Origin of the sequence: Shewanella xiamenensis (assembly GCF_024971755.1) — a bacterium.
Lineage (GTDB): Bacteria > Pseudomonadota > Gammaproteobacteria > Enterobacterales > Shewanellaceae > Shewanella > Shewanella xiamenensis.
Map to the genome: position 1 here is coordinate 1,338,569 of NZ_CP079718.1, position 24,456 is coordinate 1,363,024.

At 47.1% G+C, this 24,456-nt stretch carries 17 protein-coding genes; 8 read left to right on the plus strand and 9 right to left on the minus strand.

The features are described from left to right. Positions 1-1,509 carry a M16 family metallopeptidase gene (locus KXJ80_RS07040; protein WP_375164124.1) on the minus strand — a complete coding sequence of 503 codons (1,509 nt, stop codon included), beginning with the start codon at positions 1,507-1,509 and terminating at the stop codon, positions 1-3. Then, positions 1,506-2,921 carry a M16 family metallopeptidase gene (locus KXJ80_RS07045; protein ID WP_218738043.1) on the minus strand — a complete coding sequence of 472 codons (1,416 nt, stop codon included), beginning with the start codon at positions 2,919-2,921 and terminating at the stop codon, positions 1,506-1,508. The genes KXJ80_RS07040 and KXJ80_RS07045 overlap by 4 nt, the downstream gene beginning before the upstream one ends. 159 nt (positions 2,922-3,080) lie before the next feature. On the opposite strand from KXJ80_RS07045, the gene KXJ80_RS07050 reads away from it, so the two are divergent. Beyond that, the gene (locus KXJ80_RS07050) at positions 3,081-3,908 is read left to right on the plus strand and encodes an N-acetyl-ornithine deacetylase (protein WP_037421721.1); all 828 of its coding nucleotides are present in this window, start codon (positions 3,081-3,083) and stop codon (positions 3,906-3,908) included. Between the two features lie 92 nt (positions 3,909-4,000). On the opposite strand, the gene KXJ80_RS07055 is transcribed toward KXJ80_RS07050, so the two are convergent. From KXJ80_RS07055 to KXJ80_RS07065, 3 genes are all read right to left on the minus strand, one after another. Continuing rightward, complete coding sequence (locus tag KXJ80_RS07055; protein WP_037421718.1) at positions 4,001-4,915, minus strand: L,D-transpeptidase family protein; 915 nt, start codon at positions 4,913-4,915, stop codon at positions 4,001-4,003. Positions 4,916-5,086: 171 nt separating this feature from the next. Then, the gene (gene norR / locus KXJ80_RS07060) at positions 5,087-6,643 is read right to left on the minus strand and encodes a nitric oxide reductase transcriptional regulator NorR (protein ID WP_218738044.1); all 1,557 of its coding nucleotides are present in this window, start codon (positions 6,641-6,643) and stop codon (positions 5,087-5,089) included. A gap of 188 nt (positions 6,644-6,831) precedes the next feature. Next, positions 6,832-9,117 (minus strand): nitric-oxide reductase large subunit, encoded by a 2,286-nt coding sequence (locus tag KXJ80_RS07065; protein ID WP_259474643.1) that lies wholly within the window; start codon positions 9,115-9,117, stop codon positions 6,832-6,834. Positions 9,118-9,736: 619 nt separating this feature from the next. Between KXJ80_RS07065 and KXJ80_RS07070 the strand changes: the two genes are divergently transcribed. Next, positions 9,737-11,461, plus strand: a complete 1,725-nt coding sequence (locus tag KXJ80_RS07070) for a potassium/proton antiporter (RefSeq protein WP_069454344.1) — start codon at positions 9,737-9,739, stop codon at positions 11,459-11,461. 152 nt (positions 11,462-11,613) lie between these two features. Here the strand turns inward: KXJ80_RS07070 and KXJ80_RS07075 are convergent, their stop codons facing one another. After that, a complete protein-coding gene (locus KXJ80_RS07075) occupies positions 11,614-12,540 on the minus strand; it encodes an LpxL/LpxP family Kdo(2)-lipid IV(A) lauroyl/palmitoleoyl acyltransferase (RefSeq protein ID WP_218738045.1) in 927 nt (308 codons plus the stop codon). Positions 12,541-12,642: 102 nt separating this feature from the next. On the opposite strand from KXJ80_RS07075, the gene hldE reads away from it, so the two are divergent. The 3 genes from hldE to KXJ80_RS07090 all read left to right on the plus strand — a co-directional run bounded on the left by hldE (position 12,643) and on the right by KXJ80_RS07090 (position 15,530). Further along, positions 12,643-14,073 carry a bifunctional D-glycero-beta-D-manno-heptose-7-phosphate kinase/D-glycero-beta-D-manno-heptose 1-phosphate adenylyltransferase HldE gene (gene hldE, locus KXJ80_RS07080; RefSeq protein ID WP_047539582.1) on the plus strand — a complete coding sequence of 477 codons (1,431 nt, stop codon included), beginning with the start codon at positions 12,643-12,645 and terminating at the stop codon, positions 14,071-14,073. After that, positions 14,070-14,897: a hypothetical protein gene (locus KXJ80_RS07085; RefSeq protein ID WP_218738046.1), complete on the plus strand. Its 828-nt coding sequence runs from the start codon at positions 14,070-14,072 to the stop codon at positions 14,895-14,897. The genes hldE and KXJ80_RS07085 overlap by 4 nt, the downstream gene beginning before the upstream one ends. Positions 14,898-15,050: 153 nt before the next feature. Continuing rightward, positions 15,051-15,530, plus strand: a complete 480-nt coding sequence (locus KXJ80_RS07090; RefSeq protein ID WP_037421701.1) for a TetR family transcriptional regulator — start codon at positions 15,051-15,053, stop codon at positions 15,528-15,530. A 59-nt stretch (positions 15,531-15,589) separates the two neighbouring features. Here the strand turns inward: KXJ80_RS07090 and KXJ80_RS07095 are convergent, their stop codons facing one another. From KXJ80_RS07095 to KXJ80_RS07105, 3 genes are all read right to left on the minus strand, one after another. Further along, the gene (locus KXJ80_RS07095) at positions 15,590-15,976 is read right to left on the minus strand and encodes a hypothetical protein (RefSeq protein ID WP_088586763.1); all 387 of its coding nucleotides are present in this window, start codon (positions 15,974-15,976) and stop codon (positions 15,590-15,592) included. 156 nt (positions 15,977-16,132) lie between these two features. Beyond that, entirely contained in the window at positions 16,133-17,617 is a 1,485-nt protein-coding gene (gene pntB / locus KXJ80_RS07100; RefSeq protein ID WP_218738047.1) for a Re/Si-specific NAD(P)(+) transhydrogenase subunit beta, read from the minus strand. 11 nt (positions 17,618-17,628) lie between these two features. Beyond that, positions 17,629-19,155 carry a Re/Si-specific NAD(P)(+) transhydrogenase subunit alpha gene (locus tag KXJ80_RS07105; RefSeq protein ID WP_259474644.1) on the minus strand — a complete coding sequence of 509 codons (1,527 nt, stop codon included), beginning with the start codon at positions 19,153-19,155 and terminating at the stop codon, positions 17,629-17,631. A gap of 421 nt (positions 19,156-19,576) precedes the next feature. Between KXJ80_RS07105 and KXJ80_RS07110 the strand changes: the two genes are divergently transcribed. From KXJ80_RS07110 to KXJ80_RS07120, 3 genes are all read left to right on the plus strand, one after another. After that, the gene (locus KXJ80_RS07110) at positions 19,577-21,397 is read left to right on the plus strand and encodes an assimilatory sulfite reductase (NADPH) flavoprotein subunit (RefSeq protein ID WP_088586765.1); all 1,821 of its coding nucleotides are present in this window, start codon (positions 19,577-19,579) and stop codon (positions 21,395-21,397) included. 77 nt (positions 21,398-21,474) lie between these two features. After that, positions 21,475-23,172: an assimilatory sulfite reductase (NADPH) hemoprotein subunit gene (cysI, locus tag KXJ80_RS07115; protein WP_088586766.1), complete on the plus strand. Its 1,698-nt coding sequence runs from the start codon at positions 21,475-21,477 to the stop codon at positions 23,170-23,172. Next, the gene (locus tag KXJ80_RS07120; RefSeq protein ID WP_218738049.1) at positions 23,165-23,962 is read left to right on the plus strand and encodes a phosphoadenylyl-sulfate reductase; all 798 of its coding nucleotides are present in this window, start codon (positions 23,165-23,167) and stop codon (positions 23,960-23,962) included. Before cysI ends, KXJ80_RS07120 begins: the two co-directional genes overlap by 8 nt. Positions 23,963-24,456 lie beyond the last annotated feature (494 nt).

A 24,456-nucleotide genomic window follows, 5' to 3' on the forward strand; every position in this document is an offset into this window, starting at 1 on the left:
TCAATCATTCACTTTGACCTCCTCTAGTTGCCATCCCGGCAGCTTAGCTGAGAGATCCGCCGAGATCTTGGCGACATCTCCCCGTAAAATGATTAGAGGTTCACCATAAAATGCTTGTTGTGCTAGTTGCATCAACTGATTGGGCGATAGCGCCTGCAGTTTAAGGTTTATGGCTTGTATTGATTGTGGATCTAATCTAAGCACCTGTTGATGAATAAATTGGGTTTCGCTCAGGTTAGGATTATCTTGCGTTAACAAGGCTTCGCCAATCAGATAGGTTTTTAGGGCGGCTAATTCCCCTTCGCTTGCAGGCGTTGAAGCCAGTAGTTTCAAATGATCTAAGATCCCCACCACAAAGGCGCCCGTATGTTCTATTGCCGTGCTGCCATAAAACTTGATGCTAGTGGAGAGTGGTGCATTGGCGCACTGACCATAGATCCCGTAGGTCAAACCGCGCTTTTCTCGCAAATCGTAATAGAGTCGTCCGGAAAAACTGCGTCCTAAGAGTGCGGCTAAGCTGCGGCAAGCTAACGGCATATCCTGCGATGATAAATGCTTATCGTCGAGGGCATACCCTATTCGCACTTGTGTTTGCACACTACCCGGTGCATCAATCAAATACAGCGTGCGGGATTGTGGTGGCTTTTGAGTGTTGATGAGGTGTGATGGAGAGTCCGTATTTATGCGAGTTGGCCACTGGCTGAGGCTCTGCTTAATATCAAACTCGGTTTGCGCATGATTAGGTAAAAATAACTGCCAGTTTGCCTGAGCAAAGGTGTTCTGCTGTAGCCGCGACAGTTCGCTTAGGCTAAGTGAGTCAAACAAGGCCTGATTGTTGATGTTCTTGTTGTAGGGATGTGCAGTCCCTAGGAGTTTGTCCCGCCAGACTTTATCGATTTCGGCGCCACTAAAGGCATTTAAATGCTTATTAAGCTTCAATTGACGGCGAATATTATCGATATCGATTGCCGCCGTTTCACTAAATGCATCGGGCTGCCAAAACTGTATCAGTAACTGGTAGAGATGATTAACTGATGCGGGGCACGTTAAGCTGATATTAATGCTATGCAGCGTGACGCGAGTTTCGAAGGTTTCAAGGCAAACATCGGCTTGGGTCAGCGCTAGGCTACGAGCTTTTTCCTGAAAGGCGACTTGTAAAATATCAGGATTATCAAAGGGTATAGTGGGGCTAATTGCTACTAGGCTCATTCTGTTACTAAGGTTTTGAGTCGCGCGAGTCGTACGCTGTAACTGGTAAGGTAGGGTGACGCCATTGGGGGTGACATCAATAAAAGGTTGCTCATTGGGAAGATAAATATTCCCGACTTGAGGTAGATTGGGTTGGGTATCAAAGTTTGCCAAACTGGGCGCTTGAGTTGGGGTAAAGCTAAGCGGTGTCTGCTGACAGGCACCAAGTATGACAGCAATAAGACCAATACTCATGGTTTGCAGTGCGTTAGATAATCTTGAGGTTGGCATTAAGCAGTTGTATCTGAATGTTTTCATCATAGCACTGCATCCTCTAAATCGTCGCTAACACCTGTGGGTAACCATTCGAGTAAGGTTTTTCCAAAGCGGAGATACCAAGGCGGTAACAGCTCAACCCTGACCATATTGGGAGTAAAGTATTGCAGGGCAACGCGCTGGATATCCGCTGTGGTTACTGCGTTAATCCTTTCCCATTGCGCCGTTAAGGGATGGGCTTGATCCTGTTTGTCGGTGGCGGATAGTAAGGTGGCTAGGGATTGAGTGTTGTCGAGCTCTGCCAAACGCTGATTTAACCAGGTTTGCTTGAGCTGACAAAGCGTTGCATCACTTATGCGAGTTTGTTGGGTTTGCTTAACTAACGCAAAGACCATGTCGGTTAGCGCATTAAGGGAGGTTTTTGCCCTTGGCACTAATACCAGATTGGTTATGCCATGATTTTCTAGCTCAAAGGGCAGTGAATAACTCAACATTTGTGCCGGATCGTGCAGGCTGATTTGTGCGAGGGCGCTGCGAGTATTTTGAAATAAATAGCCTTCTAGCAGGCGTATAGCGGCAGCATCGGGATGATTTTTACCTACCGTATGCCACGCAAGCAGTAAGCCGGGCCAAGGGCCACGTTCATCAATGAGCTCCGCATGCACGGGCTTAGGGTTAATTTTTAGCTCGTCAAATTTGGCAATCGGCTGATTAGGCGTGGGCCAAGCACTAAAGTGTTGTGGTATAAGCGACTTGACGTCGGAGGGAAGTGTGCCGACCAGAGATAGCTGCATCGCATCGGGACGATAATGGGCGCTATGAAAGGCGATTAACCGCTCGGGACTTGCCTGAGTAATATCCTCACGGCTACCGATAATACTGTGGCCATAGGGCGTATCTTTAACCTGTGCTAGCAGAAATTCCATCGCACTACGCACATAGGGTTGATTATCTATGGTCTGCGCCATCTCTTGGAGCACGGTTTCTTGCTGATTTTTCACTGTGGTTTCGGTCAAATTGGGGCGAATAAAACGATCGGCCTCGAGGAACAAGCCCAAGGCGAGGGCTTGGCTCGGCAGAGTGACATAGTAATTGGTGTAATCGAAGTGGGTGCTGGCATTAAAGCGGGCGCCTAAGGCACTTAGCTGTTGTGCATAGGTGTCGCCGGGTGCCTGTTCACTGCCCTTGAATAACATATGCTCGAACAAATGCGCGTATCCCGTTTGCCCCTTAGTCTCGTTGCGCGCCCCCACAGTAAATTGGCTGGCAATGGTGAGGGTGTGTTTATCCTCAAGGGGCAATAAGTGTACGGTAAGGCCATTGGCGAGGGAGTAAGTTTCGATGCGTGATTCTAATTGATATAGCGTTGCAGCGCCTTCGATTTGACATTGTGCCTTGAGCGCTGGACTAAGCAGCATCACCAATATAGCAAGTCCAAGGCGGGTGTGTGTGTTCATTTGGCATCCCATCTCAATTTCCGATTGATGGCATAACGCAGTGGTGGTGTTGGCGCGTCAGACACTCGTCGGATTTCATCTAAATCAGTTGAATAGCATTCAGTTTTTGTAAAGAGCTGCTATGATGGCACAGTTCTTTTTCTGGCATAAGTACAAGATATGGTAAGCAGATCTCCGTTCGAATCCTTTCAGTGGAAAAGCGATATTTTTAACTGTGAAAGCACTGATATCGATAATTTTTATCTACAGCTTGAGCAGGAAATGTCCCGTTTGGGGATGGTTGAGAAAAAACTCGGTGACGTGGGTAAATACAGTGTCAGTCTGTATCAGTCACCTGCCGCGAAATCTGGCTTACCTTCGTTATTGATCAGCGCAGGATTTCACGGTGAAGAGTCAGCTGGCCCTTGGGGATTACTGCACTTTTTAAGTGAGGCATCAGTCGAATTATTCGAACGGGTAAACTTAAGTATTTTGCCTTTGGTGAATCCAACGGGGTTTAAACGTGGCCACCGATTTAACAAATTTGGTGAAAACCCTAACCGAGGCTTTGTATTTGAAAACGGTAAACCTAAGGCAAATGAGAGCACCTCAGTTGAGGGTAAATTACTGTTAGAACACGCACAATTACTGATTGCGGCGAGTCGTGATGGTATTTTAACCTGCCATGAAGACGTCTTAAGTCATGAAGCTTATGTTTATTCTTTTGAGCCAAGCCAAGTGCCAGGGCGTTTTAGTCTCGATTTACGCGATACGCTGGCAGGATATTTCCCCATTGCTGTTGATGGTGAGATTGATGGTTGCCCGGTTAAAGATGGCTTGATTTTCAACCATTTCGATACCTCGTTTGAGGCATGTTTAGTGCGTAGTGGCGCGCGTGTTGGCGCCTGTACCGAAACGCCTGCGTTACAAAACTTTGATCAACGAGTGTTAGCAAATAGCGCCGCAATGACCCACTTCTTAGCGCTATGCGCGCCTTTATGTGATTGATTACAAAGCTTCATTGCAACCAATATAAAAATACCCGCCGAGGCGGGTATTTTTATAGAGTAAGCAGCGTCAACTGCGTACTAGCCATACAACTATTGATTAATAATTGTCGGTACGCCTGTGCGCTCGTCCAGTAGCTTTTTGATCACGCTGGAGTCGGTATCAGCTTTGGCAATAAACTTAGCGATGTCTTTTGGTAAAGCAATTGCCACAGGCTCGTTTGACTCAAACTCAGCAATAGTGCGTGATAGCGGCTGATGCACGGCTAAATAACGCTTTCCATCTGGTTCTTCGGTCGCTTTAATCGGTTGGTTAACAAATTGTACACGTGTTCCAACTGGCACGGTTTTGAACAGATGTTCAATGTCATCGTGACGTAAACGCACGCAGCCTTGGCTAACACGTAAACCAATACCGAAGCTTGCGTTGGTACCATGGATGGCATACAAGTTACCAATGTAGAGTGCATAGAGCCCCATTGGGTTATCTGGACCTGCTGGCCATACCGCTGGCAGAATTTCGCCCCTTGCCGCATATTCTTTACGAATGCGTGGCGTTGGTGTCCATGTCGGGTTAGCACGTTTACGTTGCACGCTGGTTACCCAGTTTTCTGGCGTGTCTTTACCAATTTGGCCAATACCGATAGGTAGAACTTCCACGGTATTTTTGCCTTTTGGATAGTAATATAGACGCATTTCAGCAACGTTGATAACTATGCCTTCACGTGGCGCATTGGGCAGAATTAATTGTTTAGGAATTAACAATTTACTGCCTGGCTTTGGAAGAAACGGATCAACACCAGGGTTTGCTTCCAGCAAGTTGCTTAGGCCGAGTTGGAACTGAGCGGCAATATCTTCGAGGGTATGTTTACCCTCTGGCACTGTGTAATACAGGTTCTCGCCAACTAACCGGCTCTTAGAAGACGGTAAAGGGTATTCCGTTGCTAAAGCGGAGAGACTTGGAAAAACCAAAGTCAATAATAAAGCTGTGGTGCGAAGCATACTCATAAGCGGATACTACGATTCCTGTTAATAAAATAACCTGTTTTACGCGGCAGTTTCTTCCCAAAATCGGGCGGCAAATTGTAATACACAATGCACTGGCGCGCGAAGCTCGCATCCTTCCTTATTTTGGATATTATTTCAACTGAAATATGGTTCATAAAGCGTATTTATTGCTTATTTTAGCTTTAAACGTTTTGCGAGCCGATGCAGATTACCTGGGTCAACTCCTAATGTCCTTGCCGTGGCAGCCCAATTGCCAGTATGTGTGGTAAAGACTTGTTTGATGTAGTCGCGCTGAAATGTCTCGGTTGCTAGGGATAAGCTAACAAACTCTTGCTGGATTTGCGTTGCATTGCTCAACGGCGTAATTGCCAATGAACTCATTTTTGAGGTGTTAAGTGTAACAGGTAAATCGAAATGTTGTGGCGCAATGGTGCAGCAGCCGTCCTGTGCGGTTACGCGTGCTAGAACTGTCGCCCTATGGATAGCATGTTCCAGTTCGCGTACATTACCCGGCCAAGTATATTGATTGAGCAAGAGTAGGCTACTGTTGCTGAAGTTAAGTTGTTTCATCCCGAGTTTTTGCCTGTAGCGTTCAGCAAAGAATCCGCTCAGAAGTGTGATGTCCTGTTCGCGCTCCCGTAAGGGCGGAACCAGTATCGGAAATACACTTAACCTATGGTAAAGGTCTGCCCTAAAACGACCTGCAAGCACTTCTGTTTTAAGATCTTTATTGGTTGCAGCTATGATGCGGACATCGACTTTCAGGCTGCGATCATCACCTACCTTTTGTATGTCGCCATATTGTAATACTCGCAATAACTTGGCTTGGAGTGTGAGGGGCAGTTCGCCAATCTCGTCTAGAAAGAGTGTCCCTTTGTCGGCCATTTCAAATTTGCCACTGCGATGGCTAATTGCACCTGTAAACGCACCTTTGATATGACCAAAGAGTTCGCTTTCGGCAACCGATTCGGGGAGTGCTGCACAATTTAGATAGACCAATGGTTTACTGGATCTTGCAGATTTTTGATGTATCGCCTGGGCGACTAACTCCTTGCCTGTGCCGGTCTCGCCCAAGATCAGCACGTTCAGATCGCTATGAGCTACGACTTCAATCTCTCGGTTTAAACTTTGCATTAAGGGCGAATGGCCAATGATTTCGGCATTCTGGCTCAGGTTAGGGCTATTTTCTTGTGCATGGGTTGAATGGCTGTTTAGGGCCATACGTTCAAGTTTTTCAACCAGTAAAGCATTACTTAAAGATGCTGCTGCAATGGCACTTAAACTGCGTAGCTCGGCATTGCTGAATTGATCAAATTGCAGAGGATTAAAGGCATCGATAGTTACGGCCCCGATAAGCTGTTCATCGGCAAATAACGGTAGTCCAATACAGGCATGCACTTTTAATGCGCCTGTTTGATTGGGGATTAAACCATCGTAAGGGTCTGCAAGTTCGCTGTCAGCCGGGAAGCGCACTATATCACCCGCACGGGCAATAGCCTCAAGCCTTGGGTGCTCATTAAGGATAAAACGTCTGCCTAGTACGTCATCATTCAAACCATCGATGGCGAGTGGGGTAAAATACTGACCATGAAACGTGAGTAGCGCAGCGGCATCACAGTGTAAGTTTTCTCTAACGGTATTGAGCAGCCGTGAGAAGCGGTCTCTATGGGCTAAACCTGAGGTGATATCGAGGGCGATACGGGTAAGATCGGTTTGACTAAGGGCCATAAACACTCCAGCAGCTAGATTACCCTGATTTATACCATTGATTGTTATATTGACACATGTAGTTTAAACACGACTAACAGCAAAATGCATGCAGGAATGACTCTCCGTAACGTAGCTGCTAGAGATTAGGCAACCAAGGTGCCAGCAATGGCACCTTGGTATGGGACTAACCGTTATTTAGTCTGGTGTTAGTGGTCTGGTAATAATTGCTCCCCTTGTAACTTTGCAGGTTTATTCAGGGCCTTTCTAATTAAGTCAAATAAGAAGGTGCCCATCAATAATCCGCCGATACTGAAGATGATATCCCCAAACATACGCATCCATACCAGTCTTTCAACCAGCGGACTATGAATGACCTCTGGCGAGCGGGCATACCAATAGCCGTGGTCGATGACCGCAAAAAACTGCGTAATCCCTACAGGTAATAGTGACATAAACACCATAGCCGCTAGGCCAATATTGAGGCTCCAGAAGGCGCCTTTGAGCATTTTGTCATTCCACTGCATATTGCCAGTTAGACCGCGCAGACAGAAAAGCATTAGCCCCATGCCGAGCATGCCATAAACCCCCATAAAGGCGGCGTGACCGTGGGTGGCAGTGGTGTTTAATCCTTGAATGTAATAGAGCGAGATTGGCGGGTTGATTAAGAAGCCCAGCATACCGGCACCGACCAAGTTCCAAAACGCGGTAGCCACAAAGAACATAATCGCCCAGTGATAACGCTGCATCCATGGACTGGCTTTACGCAAGCGGTAGGTTTCCATTGCTTCAAAACCTATGATGGCTAAAGGCACCACTTCTAAGGCCGAGAAAATTGCGCCCCAGGCGATAACCGAGGTTGGTGTGCCAGTAAAATAGAGGTGGTGTAAAGTGCCGATTAAACCACCGGTTAAGAAGATTACCGTTGTAAACAAGACCGCACCGTTGGCGCTACGGCCACGGATTAAGCCCAAACGTACCAGCATTAAGGCGATAACGGCAGTCGCAAAGGTTTCGAAGAAGCCCTCAACCCACAGATGTACTACCCACCAACGCCAGTATTCTGCAATCGCTAAGTTGGAGTGTTTGCCCATAAAGAGGCCGGCGCCATAGAACAAACCAATTGCGACGCAGGAGGCATAGAGTACCCAAATAACAGGGCGCATCTCGCCTTGAACTTTGAGGGCGGGTTTGATGGCGGCGGTGACGAGGGCGAGCCAAATCAGTAATCCAACGAGGAGTAAGATTTGCCATACTCGACCAAGATCTATGTATTCATATCCTTGATGACCAAAGAGAAAGTTCATATCGAGGTCAAAATACTGTTGCACCCCAATCCATTCGCTCGCCATTGAACCGAGCACAACCACCACTAAGGCTACCCAGAGTACGTTAACGCCTATTCGTTGATATTTGGGTTCATGGCCCGATAACGCAGGAGCAATATACAGTCCTGTACCTAACCAAGCAGTTGCGATCCAAAATACGGCTAATTGGGTGTGCCAAGTACGCGTTACTGAATAGGGGAGTATTTCCGCAATAGGTAAACCATAAAACTCTTGGCCTTCTACCGCATAGTGAGCGGTAATGCCTCCGAGTAAAATTTGCAGTAAAAAGAGACCTATCGCCGTTATGAAGTATTTGCCGACGGCTTTTTGTGAAGCGGTTGGTTTAGTGAAAAACAGCGGGTCTTGTTCCGACGGCTTAGGCAGACTTTCGTGCTTACCGCTGGCATGGTGCCATAGCAATCCACCAATACCCGCTATCAGGGTCACGATACTGAGTATCGACCAGACAATATTATCCGAGGTGGGAGTATTGCCTAATTGAGGATCGAACGGCCAGTTATTGGTGTATGTATAGGGTGCATCTGGGCGTTCAGTGATGGCAGCCCAAGCCCCCCAAAACAGGAACGCATTAAGTTGTTCTCGGCGTGTAACATCGGGCACTGTACCCTCTTTCATGGCGTATTGTTCGCGTAGTGAACTGAGTTTAGGGTCATCACCAAACAAGGATAAATAGTGTTGATTAACCGTGCGAATTGCTTCTACCCGTGTGGTCGATAGCCTAATAAGCTGAGTGCCATCGATCTGTTGTTCAACACTGTTATGGCGTAAATCATCCCTTAATGCTTGTTCAAGCCCCGCTTTTTCTTGGGAGCCTAGTTGCTCGAAAGGCGTTTGATATTGTTGCTTGGCGCGCAGGTCGAGCCAAGCTTGGGCTTCTCTGTGTAACCAGTCTGCGGTCCAATCGGGGGCGACATAGGAGCCATGTCCCCAAATCGAACCGAGTTGATGGCCGCCCATTGAGCGCCATACTAATTGACCTTGTTCTATATCATTTTCACTAAAGATAACTTGGCCATTCACATCGACAAATGCACTGGGAATGGGTGGTTTTTCTCGATAAATTTCACTGCCTACGCTCAGTAGTACAGTAAATGAGGCAATCAACACTAATAATAGTGCGATAGCGGTGAGTTTTTGTTTGCTCATAAATCCCCTTAATCCAACGTCATTTTGATACCTGTAATTTGCTATTGCGCAATATGTGCCAAGTATTTTTGTTATTGAAAATAAAGGAAAAAATTTAATTTAAATTCTTAATGGTGTCTTTTTGATAGCAATAAAAATTGTCATAATGACATTGATTGTCTTTATGACAGCCATTGGTGGGCCAATGTTGATAACACAATGAACTATTCAATTTAATGTGCTCTTTCAAGGTATTGCGGCGATAAATATAGTTAGGTGTGTGTTTTTATCGATATGGTGTCTTTTTAGATGGTTACCGATATTTTTTTGATTAAAAATGGAAAGTTTGTGTCGGATTTATTTTTTAAAGAACTTGATAAATATAAGCTTTATTTTATTTATGCTTATGGTTTGATGTTCTGGTTGTATTTGTCTTTTTATGTGTTTTTATCTGAAAATTAGCCTAAAGTTACTGTTGATGATTATTTTAGTGTAGATGATTGAAATTTAATATTTAAAACTCCAATAATCTGCATTTTTTATGCTAGTATAGAAACACTGAAATTTTTAATTGAGTCATTTTTAATCTAGGTGTTTTTGCTATCGTTTAGCTGAGCCAGCAGCATTTAAGGAGGCATGTGTGGATGCAGATTCCATCAATAGTTTTTTTCTGATCGGTGCCTTACTTACTGCCGTGAGTGTTTTGCTTAGTCCCATGTCATCCCGTCTTGGGATTCCTATCTTATTAATTTTTCTCGCCGTAGGTATTCTTGCTGGTGAAGATGGTCCCGGCGGTATTCTCTTCGATGATTATTCAACCGCTTATCTTGTCAGTAACTTAGCCTTAGCCATTATTTTGCTCGATGGCGGTATGCGCACTCGGGTCGCGAGCTTCAGGGTCGCACTGTGGCCTGCGTTATCCTTGGCAACCTTTGGGGTGGCGATCACCACCAGTATCACAGGCATTATGGCTGCGTGGCTATTTGACTTACATTGGCTACAAGGTTTGCTGGTGGGAGCGATTGTCGGCTCTACCGATGCGGCGGCGGTATTCTCACTGTTAAAGGGACGCAGCCTTAATGAGCGGGTTGGAGCAACGCTGGAAATCGAATCGGGTAGTAACGACCCTATGGCGGTATTTTTAACTGTCACCTTGATTGCCATTCTCAGCAATGTCGATGCCGAGCTATCTGCAAGCTTTATGCTGATTAGCTTTATTAAACAATTTGGGCTGGGAATTTTATTAGGCTTGGGTGGTGGCTGGCTGCTATGGAAATTGGTGAACTTAAGTCAACTCGCTGAAGGTCTATATTCGATTCTCGTGCTCAGCGGTGGCCTTATTATTTACGCTGCATCGAACAAGCTAGGTGGCAGTGGCATTCTGTCGATTTACTTAGTTGGCCTATTCCTCGGTAATAAGCCAACTCGTGGACGTCATGCGATATTAAACGTATTGGATGGAATGACTTGGGTGAGTCAAATCGGCATGTTCCTCGTCTTGGGACTACTCCTAACCCCCTCGGATCTATTAGATATTTGGCTGCCGGGCTTAGCACTGGCCTTTGGGATGATCCTGTTTGCCAGACCTTTAGCGGTATGGCTAAGTTTGCTGCCCTTTAAGAGTTTTAGCAGCCGTGACCGCTGGTTTATCTCTTGGGTCGGGCTTCGTGGTGCCGTGCCGATTATTTTAGCGGTATTCCCAATGATGGCCGGGCTTCCTGGGGCTCAATTGTATTTTAACTTGGCCTTTTTTGTGGTGTTAGTCTCTCTGCTAGTCCAAGGGGCGTCACTCACTACGGCTGCACGCTTAGCAAAGGTAGAATTGCCCCCAAAGCCTTTGCCCGTTTCGCGTTCGGGGGTTGAAATTTACCCGAGCAGCGAATGGGAAGTGTTTGTCTATCGTTTGAGTGAAAGTAAGTGGTGTATTGGTGAACCGCTAAAACGCTTAGCAATGCCCGATGGTACTCGCATTGCGGCAGTATTTCGCAATAACAGGTTATTGCATCCTTCGGGAAGTACGTGCTTAGAGGCGGGTGATATTCTGTGCGTACTCGGGCAGGAAAAGAGCCTTGAAGCATTGAGTAACCTCTTTAGCCAAGCCCCTGAAACCAAGGAGGTTCCACGTTTCTTTGGTGACTTCTTTATCGATACCGAGGTTAAATTGGCGGATCTTGCACCTATCTATGGCTTAACATTAGACGATGAAACTGGCGGCATGACTGTAGCTGATTTAGTTGCTTTAGAGCTAGGTGCGCATCCAGTACTTGGGGACCAGTTTCAATGGCAATCACTCCATTGGGTCGTTGCGGGACTCTATGAAGGTAAAGTCACCAATGTGGGTATTCGCTTACCGGCGGAGGCTTAATCTGGTTTAAGTGTTGTGCTTAACTACCATGTTTAAGCGCTTAGAGCCCTACAAGATGCCTTAGGCAGAAAGATATAAACAAAATGCCAAGCGATTGCTTGGCATTTTGTATTCTCTTTTAAGCGCTTATCTCGATGTGATTAACCAAAAGCTTACTTATATAAGGACTTATCCGTTGGATCCGGGCGCGTCTTAAAGCGGCGATGGAGCCACATATATTGAGCACGATTTTTATTGATAATCTGTTCAATAATTTTGTTACCACGGATGGCATCGGCGACTTCGTCTTCACCTGGGAAATTATCTAATGGAGGCATGATTTCAATCCGGTAGCCTGTATCTCCTTCTGTGCGCTCAACAAAGAAGGGTAATACCTTGGCCTTACCTAACTTTGCCAGCGTGGTTGCGCCAGTAATAGTGGCGGCATCGGGCACGGCATAGAAGGGAATAAACACAGCACTGGAGCGGCCAAAGTCTTGGTCAGCGGTATACCAAATCACATCGGGGTTACGTAAACAGCGTACCATTTGGCGTAGATCGCGTTTCGGCACTAAGGCTTTATTCGACCGTAAGCGACCTTTCACTTGCAGGTATTCCATCACGGGATTGTTATGTGGGCGGTACACCCCAACACCGGGTTGGAATTGACCAAAAATACGTGCGCCCATTTCCAGTGGTAAGCAGTGCACTGCAAACAGTATCACCCCATGGCCAGCGTTCAAGGTGTCTTGAACGTATTCTTTGCCGGTTATCTGCATATGTTGTTGGATTTTTTCATCGGACCACCACCAGGCATTGATGGTATCGAAAATCGCTTTGCCCGTTTCTTCAAAGTTACGGGTGAGGAGCGCTTCTCGCTCGGCCTCTGGCATATCCGGGAAGCAGAGGGTTAAATTTCGGCGCGCGGTATGGGTTCTACTGGCCGCAAGTGCCTTGACTAATCGGCCCATGCCTTTGCCTAATTTCATCTGCCATGATAGAGGCAACACTTGGGTAATCCGCATCACTAACACCCCAAACCACATGGGCCAGTGTTTCGGATGATATAAAGATGATGAAAACTCAGCTTTCTCGACCACAAAAATACTCACTACTTTTGAAAATTACTGCTTATTCTAACTCATCTTTTGCTGAAAATTAGGTACAATCACGGTTTAATTTCTGCAACTGATAAGAGCGCTATGAAGGTTTCTCTGCCAGCATTTGAAAAAGCCAAAGTGTTAGTCGTCGGCGATGTGATGTTAGATCGCTACTGGGTTGGGCCTACGGGACGTATTTCCCCCGAGGCACCAGTGCCCGTGGTGAAAATTAACCAAGTCGAAGATAGACCGGGCGGCGCGGCAAACGTGGCGCTAAATATCGCGACCTTAGGTGGCCAAGTACAATTGGCGGGCTTAGTGGGCAATGATGATACGTCTAAAGCGTTAACGCTTGGCGTACAAGCACTTGGGGTTGAACCACAATGGTTGAAAATTGCCGATAAACCGACCATTACCAAGCTTAGAGTTTTATCGCGCAATCAACAGCTTATTCGCCTCGACTTTGAAGAGTCCTTCGATAAGCAGGACAGTGCGCGCTTACTTAAGCAGTCTGAGGCCTTACTCGATTCGGTCGATGTGGTCGTGCTATCTGATTATGCGAAGGGCGCTATCGATAATCCTCGTGATTTTATCGCGCTCGCCCGTTCCAAAGGCGTAAAAGTACTGGTTGACCCTAAGGGTTCCGATTTTAGCCGTTATCATGGCGCCTCGCTCATCACACCGAATATGAGTGAATTTGAGGCCGTGGTTGGCGCGGTAACCTCTGAAGCAGATCTACTCGAAAAGGCTCGCGGATTACTGAACAAGTACCAGTTCGACGCTATCTTAGTCACTCGCTCTGAAAAGGGGATGACTTTAGTGACGGCCAATGCCCCAGAGTTACACATTCCCACGGTGGCCCGTGAGGTGTATGACGTAACGGGTGCTGGCGATACTGTGATTTCAGCTTTAGCGACGTCTCTAGCCGCGGGTGCTGAGTTACCGCAGGCCTGTGCGATAGCCAATACTGCCGCTGGCGTTGTGGTGGGTAAACTGGGTACTTCTACGGTTTCTCGTATTGAGTTGATTGAGGCCCTAGCACTGCATCACGGTGAGTCTGGTTTTGGGGTGGTGAGTGAAGATCAACTTGCTTACGCTCTAGAGCAAGCCAAATTACGTGGTGAACGAGTGGTGATGACCAACGGTTGCTTCGATATTTTGCACGCGGGACACGTCAGTTACCTCAAGCAAGCCAAAGCCTTAGGCGACAGATTGATCGTGGCCGTGAATGACGATGCCTCAGTCAAACGCTTAAAAGGCGAAGGTCGCCCAGTTAATCAAGTGGATAGACGTATGGCGGTGTTGGCAGGATTAGCAGCCGTCGATTGGGTGGTGCCTTTTAGTGAAGATACACCACAACGGATCATCGCCAGATTACTACCGGATCTTTTAGTGAAAGGTGGTGATTATAAGGTTGAAGATATTGCGGGTGGCGCCGAGGTCATTGCTGCGGGCGGCCAAGTGCAAGTGTTGGGATTTGAAGACGGTATCTCTACTACGGCGATTATCCAAAATATCATGGCAAAACAGTGAGTTTAATTGCACTGACTCTGATATCAAGCTTAACTTGGGTGCCTATTGCCGATAAGCAGGCGTTACTTTGTCCTTTAGCGCAATTGAGTCAGTGTCTGGCAACATTTCCACCTCAGGTTCGTGAACAGCTCCCACACAGCGAGGCTCAGTTTAAAACAGAGCTTGGGCTTCGCAGTGCCATGGTATTACCTGTTGAAGATAGTCATTTCTCCGGCCTAATACTCGTCAATGAGCAAGAAACACCAGAGATCCAACTGGCCAATATTGATGGTATTACCTACCAATTAGATCTAAAAGAACAAGCACAATTAACCCTTTGGCATGAACTAGGCCACCTTGAAAACTTGGCGTTGCAGGGGAGTTTATTACCTAAGGAATTAACACCTTATCAGCATGAATGGTTAGCGGATCTGTATCTCATCTGGTGTATTGCCAATGCTAAAGGCAATTTTGATTTAGCTTGGCAGCAGTATCATCGGCGCAACCTAGCGGCGCTTACAAGTTTGCAATATATGTCACACTGGACTGCGCCAATGATGATACAGGTGTTAAATAAATATCAGGTCACTCAAATCGTTCAATATACTCACTATCGTGATTTTGTAGCCGATTTTTATCCTCAAATGGTGCAAATTGAACCGCAGGTTTTGCGTGAATATTCGAGTTTAATACAACGAACTTTTAGTGATACCGTGCTACAACCCCTGCCAGAATACCTGTTTTGGCGTAAATCCGATCTTGGGCATTATTTAACGCCTACCCTAACATTGTTAATGGGGGAGCAAAAAGCACACGACTGGTTAGTACAAAATTCAATGTTATAAATATGTAAACAAAAGCAATGAAATCCTCTGTTTAAAACTGAACCCTAGCTGAACAAAAGTGAAATACACTTGTTTCACGTTTTTAAACAGCAGTAATCCCTGAAAGGCTTTGGTAAGCTCTATCCCACAAAAAGAACAGTGGGAGACTTTATTATGGCTAAGCGCTCGCGAGTACAGACTGAGCAGACCATCAATCAGATTATGGATGAAGCGTTAAGACAAATTTTGACTATTGGCTTTGAGACTATGTCTTATACCACGTTATCTGAAGCAACGGGGATTAGCCGCACAGGTATTAGTCACCACTTTCCGCGGAAGAACGACTTTTTAATTCGCTTAGACAGCCGTATTGGCAATCTTTTTGTTGCTGCGCTCGACTTCTCTAGCCAAGAAGCGCTAGAAACCTCTTGGATGCAAGCGATGCAAGAAGAGCATTACCGCGCAGTGTTAAGATTATTCTTCAGCCTCTGCGGCGGCACCAATAATGAAATCACTCTGTTTAGAGCGGTAAGCACTGCACGTCAGCAAGCCATTGCAGAATTAGGATTAGTGGGCGATCGCACCATCAATCATTTACTCGGCCGTACAGCTGTGATGTTGTTATCTAATTTTGATATTGCTAAAGCGGCATAATCAAAAATGAATTGCTATCAAAAGGAGCCTTGTGGCTCCTTTTGGTTTTTAGGGCTAAATTAGTTCGCGATGGGGGAAGTGATATTTGCCTGCTTTAGCTTTTGCTGGCTAAGGTAAACGCCAATCGCCATAAAGGTAAGGGCGGCTGCAATCATTGCGCAGAGTGCATGATGGAATACCAAATGACTGATTAAAAAGGCTGGAATATCCTCTAGGCTATCGATCAGGAAGAGTTTTACGATAAGGCCTAGATACAGCAGCAGATGTAATATCGCCCCACTGATAAAAAGCCGTCTAAATTTTTTGACCAGTAGGTCTGCAAGATTAATGTGGTAAAAACGGCAAAAAAGATAACCCCCAACGCCGATACCAATTGATATCCAACCCAGCCCTAATAACGACGTTTTGATTAATATTGCCGACAGCATAAATAATCCAAGCAGCATGATATCTCCTTTTACCTGAAGCGATAAACTGCGCAGAGACTAGCTGAGCAGGCTTAAAAGTATGTGAAGCCTAGCGCAATAAAACCCTCTAATAAAGCAAAGGGAGCCAACGGCTCCCTTTGAGTTTTGTATCGAGTGATTCAGTGCTTAAACGGATTACAGCGCTTTTAAAATCGCTTCAACACTGGTCTTAGCATCGCCGAACAACATTTGGGTATTGTCTTTGAAGAACAGAGGGTTTTGTACACCCGCATAACCCGTGTTCATTGAGCGTTTAAAGCCAATCACGTTTTGCGCTTTCCACACTTCGAGCACTGGCATGCCCGCAATTGGGCTGCCCGGATCTTCCATCGCCGCAGGGTTGACTGTGTCGTTCGCGCCAATCACCAGCACGACATCGGTATCGCTAAAGTCTTCGTTGATTTCGTCCATTTCAAGCACGATATCGTAGGGAACTTTAGCTTCGGCCAAGAGTACGTTCATATGGCCAGGTAAACGACCCGCTACCGGATGAATACCAAAGCGTACTTTTACGCCGCGGTCACGCAGTTTTTGGGTGATTTCAGCCACTGGATATTGCGCCTGTGCCACTGCCATACCATAGCCAGGGGTGATGATAACGGAAGAGGCATTTTTCAGCATATCCGCCACATCTTCGGCGTTGGTTTCGCGGTATTCGCCCATTTCTTCATCACCAGAGGAGGCTACACCATCGGTACCAAATCCACCTGCGATAACCGAAATAAACGAGCGGTTCATCGCCTTACACATGATGTAAGACAGAATCGCACCCGATGAGCCCACGAGCGCACCTGTCACGATCAGCAGATCGTTTGACAACATAAAGCCCGCTGCCGCTGCTGCCCAACCTGAGTAGGAGTTCAGCATTGAAACCACAACCGGCATATCCGCACCACCGATAGAAGCCACTAAGTGCCAGCCAAAGGCGAAGGCAATAAGTGTCATCAACAGTAGGGCTGGCATAGTGCCACCGGTTTGCACGAAGTACACTAACAGGCCAAGTGATACCAATACCGCAGCGAGGTTTAGCTTATGGCGATGTGGCAACATCAACGGTTTAGATGAAATTAATCCGCGTAATTTACCAAATGCGACGATAGAACCGGTAAAGGTTACCGCGCCGATAAAGATCCCGAGGAAGACTTCCACTAAGTGAATGTTGAGCATAGCGCCAGTCATATGCGCGTTTTCAGCCGCTTTTGCCGCTTCGCTCAGCGCATTCTGCACGGCTGCGAGAGTGGAATTCATGTCCCCACCCACGGCTACAACCACTTGTGATACTTGTTCTGGATGTAAGTCGATAAAGCTGTTAAAGCCCACTAACACCGCGGCCATACCCACAAAACTGTGGAGCACCGCGACGAGTTCAGGCATTTCCGTCATTTCGACTTTAAGTGCTAAACGCACGCCGATGGCACCACCAATCACCATGGCGATAATAATCCACGCGACACCGCTGGTGTCTGGATTAAAAATGGTCGCCAGTAGGGCGATAGCCATACCTGTGATACCAAATAAATTGCCGTGTTTGGCTGTTTCTTGTTTCGACAATCCAGCGAGACTGAAGATAAAGAGCACGGCGGCAATGATGTAAGCTGCTGTTACCAGTCCTTGAGACACGTTATACCCCCTTAATCCTTACGGAACATCTTCAGCATGCGCTGAGTGACGGTAAAACCGCCGAAGATGTTAATACTGGCGATCAGCACGGCGATAAACGCCAACACAGTGACCAAGGTTGAACCTTGACCAATTTGCAGCAAGGCGCCGACCACGATAATGCCTGAAATTGCGTTAGTCACTGACATCAAAGGCGTATGCAGTGAGTGGGACACGTTCCACACCACGTAATAGCCCACCACGCAGGACAGAATAAATACCGTAAAGTGGGATAAAAACTCGGCTGGCGCGACGGAGGCCACAGCGGCAAACCCCGCAGCACCAAGGGCAGCGAGAATATACTTAAGTTTTGAAGGCGCTTTGGCTTGAGCAGATTTCACTTCCACCTTAGCGGTAGGTTTCGCAGGGGCAGCTGACACCGAAATAGGTGGTGGCGGGAAGGTAACTTCGCCTTCTTTCACGACTGTCATGTTGCGCATGACCACATCATCGAAGCTGATGCTGGCAATACCGTTTTTCTCTTTACACATTAACTTCATCAGGTTGACTAAGTTAGTGCCGTAAAGCTGTGAAGACTGCGCGGGCAGGCGGCCGGGAAGATCGGTGAAGCCGATGACTTTGACGCCATTCTCGGTCACGAATAGCTCGCTAGGCTGAGTGTATTCACAGTTGCCGCCCGCTTGCGCGGCCATATCGACAATCACAGAGCCCGGTTTCATACTGTCGACCATCGCCTTAGTGATGAGCTTAGGTGCAGGACGGCCTGGGATCAGCGCTGTGGTAATGATGATATCGACTTCTTTGGCTTGCTCGGCAAACAGTGCCATTTCGGCGGCGATAAACTCGTCCGACATGGTTTTAGCGTAACCGTCCGATGAGCTGCCATCTTCATTGGTGAAGTCCAGCTTAAGGAACTGGCCACCCATGGATTCGATTTGTTCGGCCACTTCTAAACGCGTGTCGAAGGCGCGAACGATAGCCCCTAAAGAACCTGCGGTACCAATGGCTGCAAGGCCTGCCACACCGGCACCAATCACCAGCACTTTGGCCGGAGGGACTTTACCTGCGGCGGTAATTTGTCCGGTAAAGAAACGGCCAAAGTGGTGCGCGGCTTCAACAACGGCGCGATAACCGCCGATATTTGCCATAGAAGAGAGAGCATCGAGGGATTGGGCACGGGAAATACGTGGCACCATGTCCATCGCCATCACATTGATGTTGCGTTTAGACAGTTTCTCGACCAACTCAGCATTTTGAGCGGGCCAGATGAAGCTGATTAAGGTCGCGCCTTCTTTAATTTGCGCAATTTCAGCATCGGTCGGTGCATTGACTTTAAAAATCAGATCCGCTTGCCAAACCTCTGTCGTGATCTTCGCGCCAGCTGCTTCAAAAGCGGCATCGTCAAAGCTAGACAGTAAGCCAGCATTGGCCTCAACAACAACTTCAAAGCCGAGCTTTTTAAGCTGTTCGACGGTGGCTGGAGTCGCGGCGACCCGAGTTTCACCGACGAGACTCTCTCTCGGTATTCCAATCTGCATGATTACTCCCTGATGGTTTATATAATCGTTCCGCCTGAGTGCTTCCCTTGAGCTAAACCTAGGTAGGGCTAGGCCGCGATAAGAATGAACTCGTCTATTCAATTGTGGCAGTTAGTTAGCGCATTCAAATTTGGTATAAAATTTGTGTTTTAAAACAAACTTCTTAGCGAGCAACAAAAGGTCACTGTACTGCAGGCTCGTACCATTGTGGCAATACTTTGGTTTGACACAAGCGCATATTGCTCAAGCTAGTCGATTCTGCACTGGTCGTATCAAAAAGTTTTAACCAGTGCACACTTTTGTAGCTTAATTTTTGCACTTTGTATATTCCAAAATGGAATTAAAAATCAAATTTTATTCTTTTTTGCTTTTCCAAATCCACGTTAATCTGCTGGGTATTACACTGTCATAGGGCCGTCTCATGTTGTTAAAAGAACTTTCATCACTGGCTTCACCCCTGTCGCAACCGCAGGTCGACAAGCTGAAACAACTCACCGCGGAATTAAATGCCGTGCAACTTGCTTGGGTGAGTGGTTATTTAGCCGCAACAGCCAATGCGGGAGGGAATCAAGCCCAGCTAGTGCCAGTGTCTGATACACAGGCAGCGCAGACTGTAACCATTCTCTATGGCAGCCAAACCGGCAATGGTCGTGGCATTGCCAAAGCCTTGGCCGAAAAGGCAAAGGCACAGGGCTATAGCGTGAATTTAGCCTCCATGGGTGAATACAATGTGCGCCAGCTCAAGCAAGAAACTTTGTTATTGCTGGTGGTCAGTACCCATGGTGAAGGTGAAGCGCCGGATGATGCGATTGAATTACATAAGTTTTTAGCATCAAAACGCGCACCTCAATTAAACAACTTACATTACTCTGTGTTGGCGCTGGGTGATTCGAGCTATGAGTTCTTCTGCCAAACCGGTAAAGACTTTGATGCGCGGCTTTCGGCATTAGGCGCTAAAGCCTTATTGCCGTTGGTTGAGTGTGATGTGGACTATGAGGCTGCGGCCGGACAGTGGCACGCCGATGTGCTTACTGCGGTTAAGCCACTCATTCAAACCACGGCTAACGTGGTGGCACTGAATGAAATTAATTCAACTTCGGCTCAAGTTGCCAGCGAGGGCGAATTTACTAAGCAAAACCCTTACAGTGCCGAAGTGTTGGTGAGCCAAAAGATCACCGGACGCGATTCAGACAGAGATGTGCGCCACGTTGAAATTGATTTAGGTGAATCAGGCTTACGCTATGAAGTCGGTGATGCCCTTGGGGTGTGGTTTAGCAATAGCGAAACCTTAGTCGATGAGATTTTAGCGGGCTTAGGGTTAGCAGCCGATACCAAGGTGACTGTCACTAATGAGTCAATCAGCCTCAAGCAAGCCTTGATCGAGAAGAAAGAACTGACGCAGTTGTATCCTGGTTTAGTCAAAACTTGGGCCGAGTTGTCCGCAAGTCCTGAGCTGCTTGCTATTAGCGAAGATAAAGAGCAGGTTCGTCAGTTTATCTTACATCATCAGTTTGCTGACTTAGTGGCTAATTACAAGCTCAAGGCCGATGCTCATCTCGACGCTAACAAGTTAGTTGAGTTACTACGCCCATTAACGCCAAGACTCTACTCCATCGCCTCTAGCCAGAGTGAAGTCGATACCGAAGTGCATCTCACCGTGGCATTGGTGGAAGATGAACATCAGGGGCAAACGCGTTTTGGCGGTGCATCGCACTTCTTAGCCTCGGCGCAGGAAGGCGCCGAAGTAAAAGTGTATGTTGAACCGAATAAGCATTTCCGTTTACCTGAAGATCCACAAACGCCAGTCATCATGATTGGTCCTGGCACAGGAGTTGCGCCGTTTCGCGCCTTTATGCAGGAGCGCGTGGCACAAGGCGCTGAGGGCGATAGCTGGTTATTCTTCGGCAACCCGCATTTCGAACAGGACTTCCTGTATCAAACCGAGTGGCAACAGTATCTGAAAAACGGCGATTTGACCCGTATCGATGTGGCATTTTCGCGGGATCAAGCCCATAAGATTTACGTGCAGCACCGCATCAAAGAGCAGGGGCAAACCCTGTGGCAATGGCTACAAAATGGCGCGCATCTCTATATTTGCGGTGATGCCGAGCGTATGGCTAAAGACGTGCACCAAGCCTTACTTGGGGTTGCGGTGGAGTTTGGCGGATTGTCGACAGAGGCGGCCGAAGACTACTTCGAGACCTTACGCAGTGATAAACGTTATCAAAAAGACGTGTACTAATAAGTCAATCCCAAAGATTAGAGAGAGCAGTATCCACAGAGATACTGCCGCCAACCGAATTTTAAGAGGCAGTTGCCATGAGTGAGCAAAAGTTAGCATTAAACGAATACTTAAAGACCGACAGTGATTATCTGCGTGGCACCATTAAAGAGGGATTAGATTCCTCGGTGACGGGCAGTTTTAGCGATGGCGATCAGCAATTGATCAAATTCCACGGTTTCTATCAGCAGGATGACCGCGATTTACGTAACGAGCGTAAAGAGCAAAAACTCGAGCCTTTATATAGCTTTATGCTACGTGCCCGCGTGCCCGGCGGGGTATGTACGCCTAAGCAATGGTTAGGCGTGGATGAAATTGCCTCGACGCTCACTAGCTCTAACAGTATTCGTTTAACGACGCGTCAGACATTCCAATACCACGGTATTCCAAAGCGTAACCTCAAGACCATTATTCAAGGCTTGGACCGTGAGGCGCTCGATTCGATCGCCGCCTGTGGTGACGTTAACCGTAACGTGATGTGTAACCCCAATCCGGTGGAATCTAAGCTGCATGCACAGGCCTATGAAGTCGCCAAAAAGCTTTCGGATCACCTGCTGCCGCACACTCGTGCCTACGCCGAGATTTGGTTAGACGAAGAGAAATTACTGACCACAGAAGATGAAACAGTAGAACCGGTATACGGCAAAACCTACTTACCACGTAAGTTTAAAATGGCCGTGGCCGTACCGCCGGATAACGATGTTGATGTATACACTAACGATTTAGGCTTTATTGCCGTGGCTAAAAATGGCGAATTAGTCGGTTTTAACCTGACCGCCGGTGGCGGCATGGGCTCGACCCACGGAGAGGTAGAAACCTTCCCACGCTTAGCCGATGACTTTGGTTTTATTAAAACCGAAGATGTGATGAAGTTTGCCGAAGCTGTGATGACAGTGCAGCGTGACTGGGGTAATCGTACCAACCGTAAGCGTTCACGCCTGAAATACACCATCGTCGACCATGGCTATGAAAAGTTTAAAGCCGAAGTGGAAGCCCGTGCCGGCGTTAAATTTGAGCCTAAGCGCGATGTCGTGATTGGCGATCGAGGCGATCGTTACGGCTGGGTCGAAGGTGTGGATGGTAAATGGCATTTAACCCTGTTTATCGAAAGCGGCCGTATTAAAGATATGCCTGGCAAAAGTTTACAAACTGGTATGCGTGAAATCGCTAAGATCCACAAGGGTGATTTCCGTATGACCTCAAACCAGAATATGATTATCGCGGGTGTGGCGCCTGAGGATAAAGCGACCATCGAAGGGCTTGCCCGTAAACACGGTTTACTCGGCCAAGTGCTGACTCAAACCCGCGGTCATTCGATTGCCTGTGTGGCCTTACCAACCTGTCCATTGGCGATGGCGGAAGCTGAGCGTTATTTCCCAGAGTTTATCGACCATATTGATGCGCTGCAGGCTAAAAATGGCATTAGCGATCAAGCCATTGTGGTGCGTATGACAGGCTGTCCAAACGGTTGCGCGCGCCCATTTGCCGCCGAAATCGGTCTTGTGGGTAAGGCGCCGGGTCGCTACAACCTGTACTTAGGCGCGAACTTCGAAGGCACTCGACTGAATAAAATGTACAGAGAGAATATCCAAGAGGCTGAGATCCTTGCTGAATTGGATGCATTATTTGCCCGCTACGCGATTGAGCGAAATGCAGGCGAAACCTTTGGTAACTTCACCGTCCGCACGGGCGTAGTGAAGGCGGTTATCGATGCCGCTAAGGATTTCCATGGCTGATCTTGATTCTGGGGCAACGGGTTCCGGCTTGCCGAACGTGTTGCAGAGCGTGGTAAGTCACATTGAACTTAAAGCGTTGCTGACGGCGCCTAAAGATGTGCAGCAAGCGGAACTGGAACGCATTAATCGCTTCTTAGCTGGCTTGACGGCTCAAGAACGAGTGCTCTGGGGCTTAGCCTATTTGCCGGGTAATCACGCGCTGTCATCCAGTTTTGGGATCCAAGCGGCGGTGATGTTGCATATGGTGAGTCAGGTGCAATCGGATATTCCGGTGATTTTAACGGATACTGGATACCTATTTCCTGAGACATATCAGTTTATTGACCAGCTTACCGAGCGTTTATCCTTAAATCTTAAGGTCTACCAAGCGCCGATGACGGCGGCATGGCAGGAGGCGCGCTTTGGCCAATTGTGGGAGCAGGGCTTAGAGGGTCTTGAACGTTATAATCGCCTCAATAAAGTGGAGCCTATGCAACGCGCCTTGGCTGAACTTGAAGTCGGAACTTGGTTTGCGGGACTTCGCCGCAGCCAGTCGAGCACTCGCGAAGAGTTACCGATATTGGCTATCCACGGAACTCGCTTTAAGCTGCTGCCGATTATCGAATGGTCGAACAAAGATGTTCACCTGTATTTGACTCAATTTGACTTGCCTTACCATCCTCTATGGGAGCAAGGTTATGTTTCCGTTGGGGATACTCATTCGACTAAACCCTTAGAATTAGGGATGTCTGAAGAAGAAACACGCTTTAATGGCTTAAAACGCGAATGCGGTCTGCATTACGAAATATAGCCATCTATTTGATTAAATAGAAAAATGCTACAGTATCCCCTGTGGCATTTTTTATTTTATGCCACTAAAAGAGTATTTTGCTTAATTTTAAAGCGGTTTGGCCTTTAAGGTATTTTGTATGTCATTCTGCCGTCATTAAAATCAGATAAATTGTATTTTCATAGAGTTAGTTAAAATGTGTTTGCCTGAGTTAAATTTTTTGTACATTTTTACTCACAGGGTTATGCACATTAGAATGTTCTGAGCTATATTACAAAGTTCCCGTAGATGGTTTTGAGGGAGTTTACTGCGCAGATCTGCTTTAGTCGGTATTTTGCCAAGTTAAGTTGTTGAATATCGTTATTTATGGGCTTAGTTTGCTGTGTAACGATATAACGAGACGGAAAACAGTAGCACTTCCAAAGGACCTTGCTCGCCGCTGCGAGTATCCAGCAGTTTGATTGACTTGCTAGCGCTTGTTAATCAGTCATTTTCACCTCGGTCAGCTGTGGTCA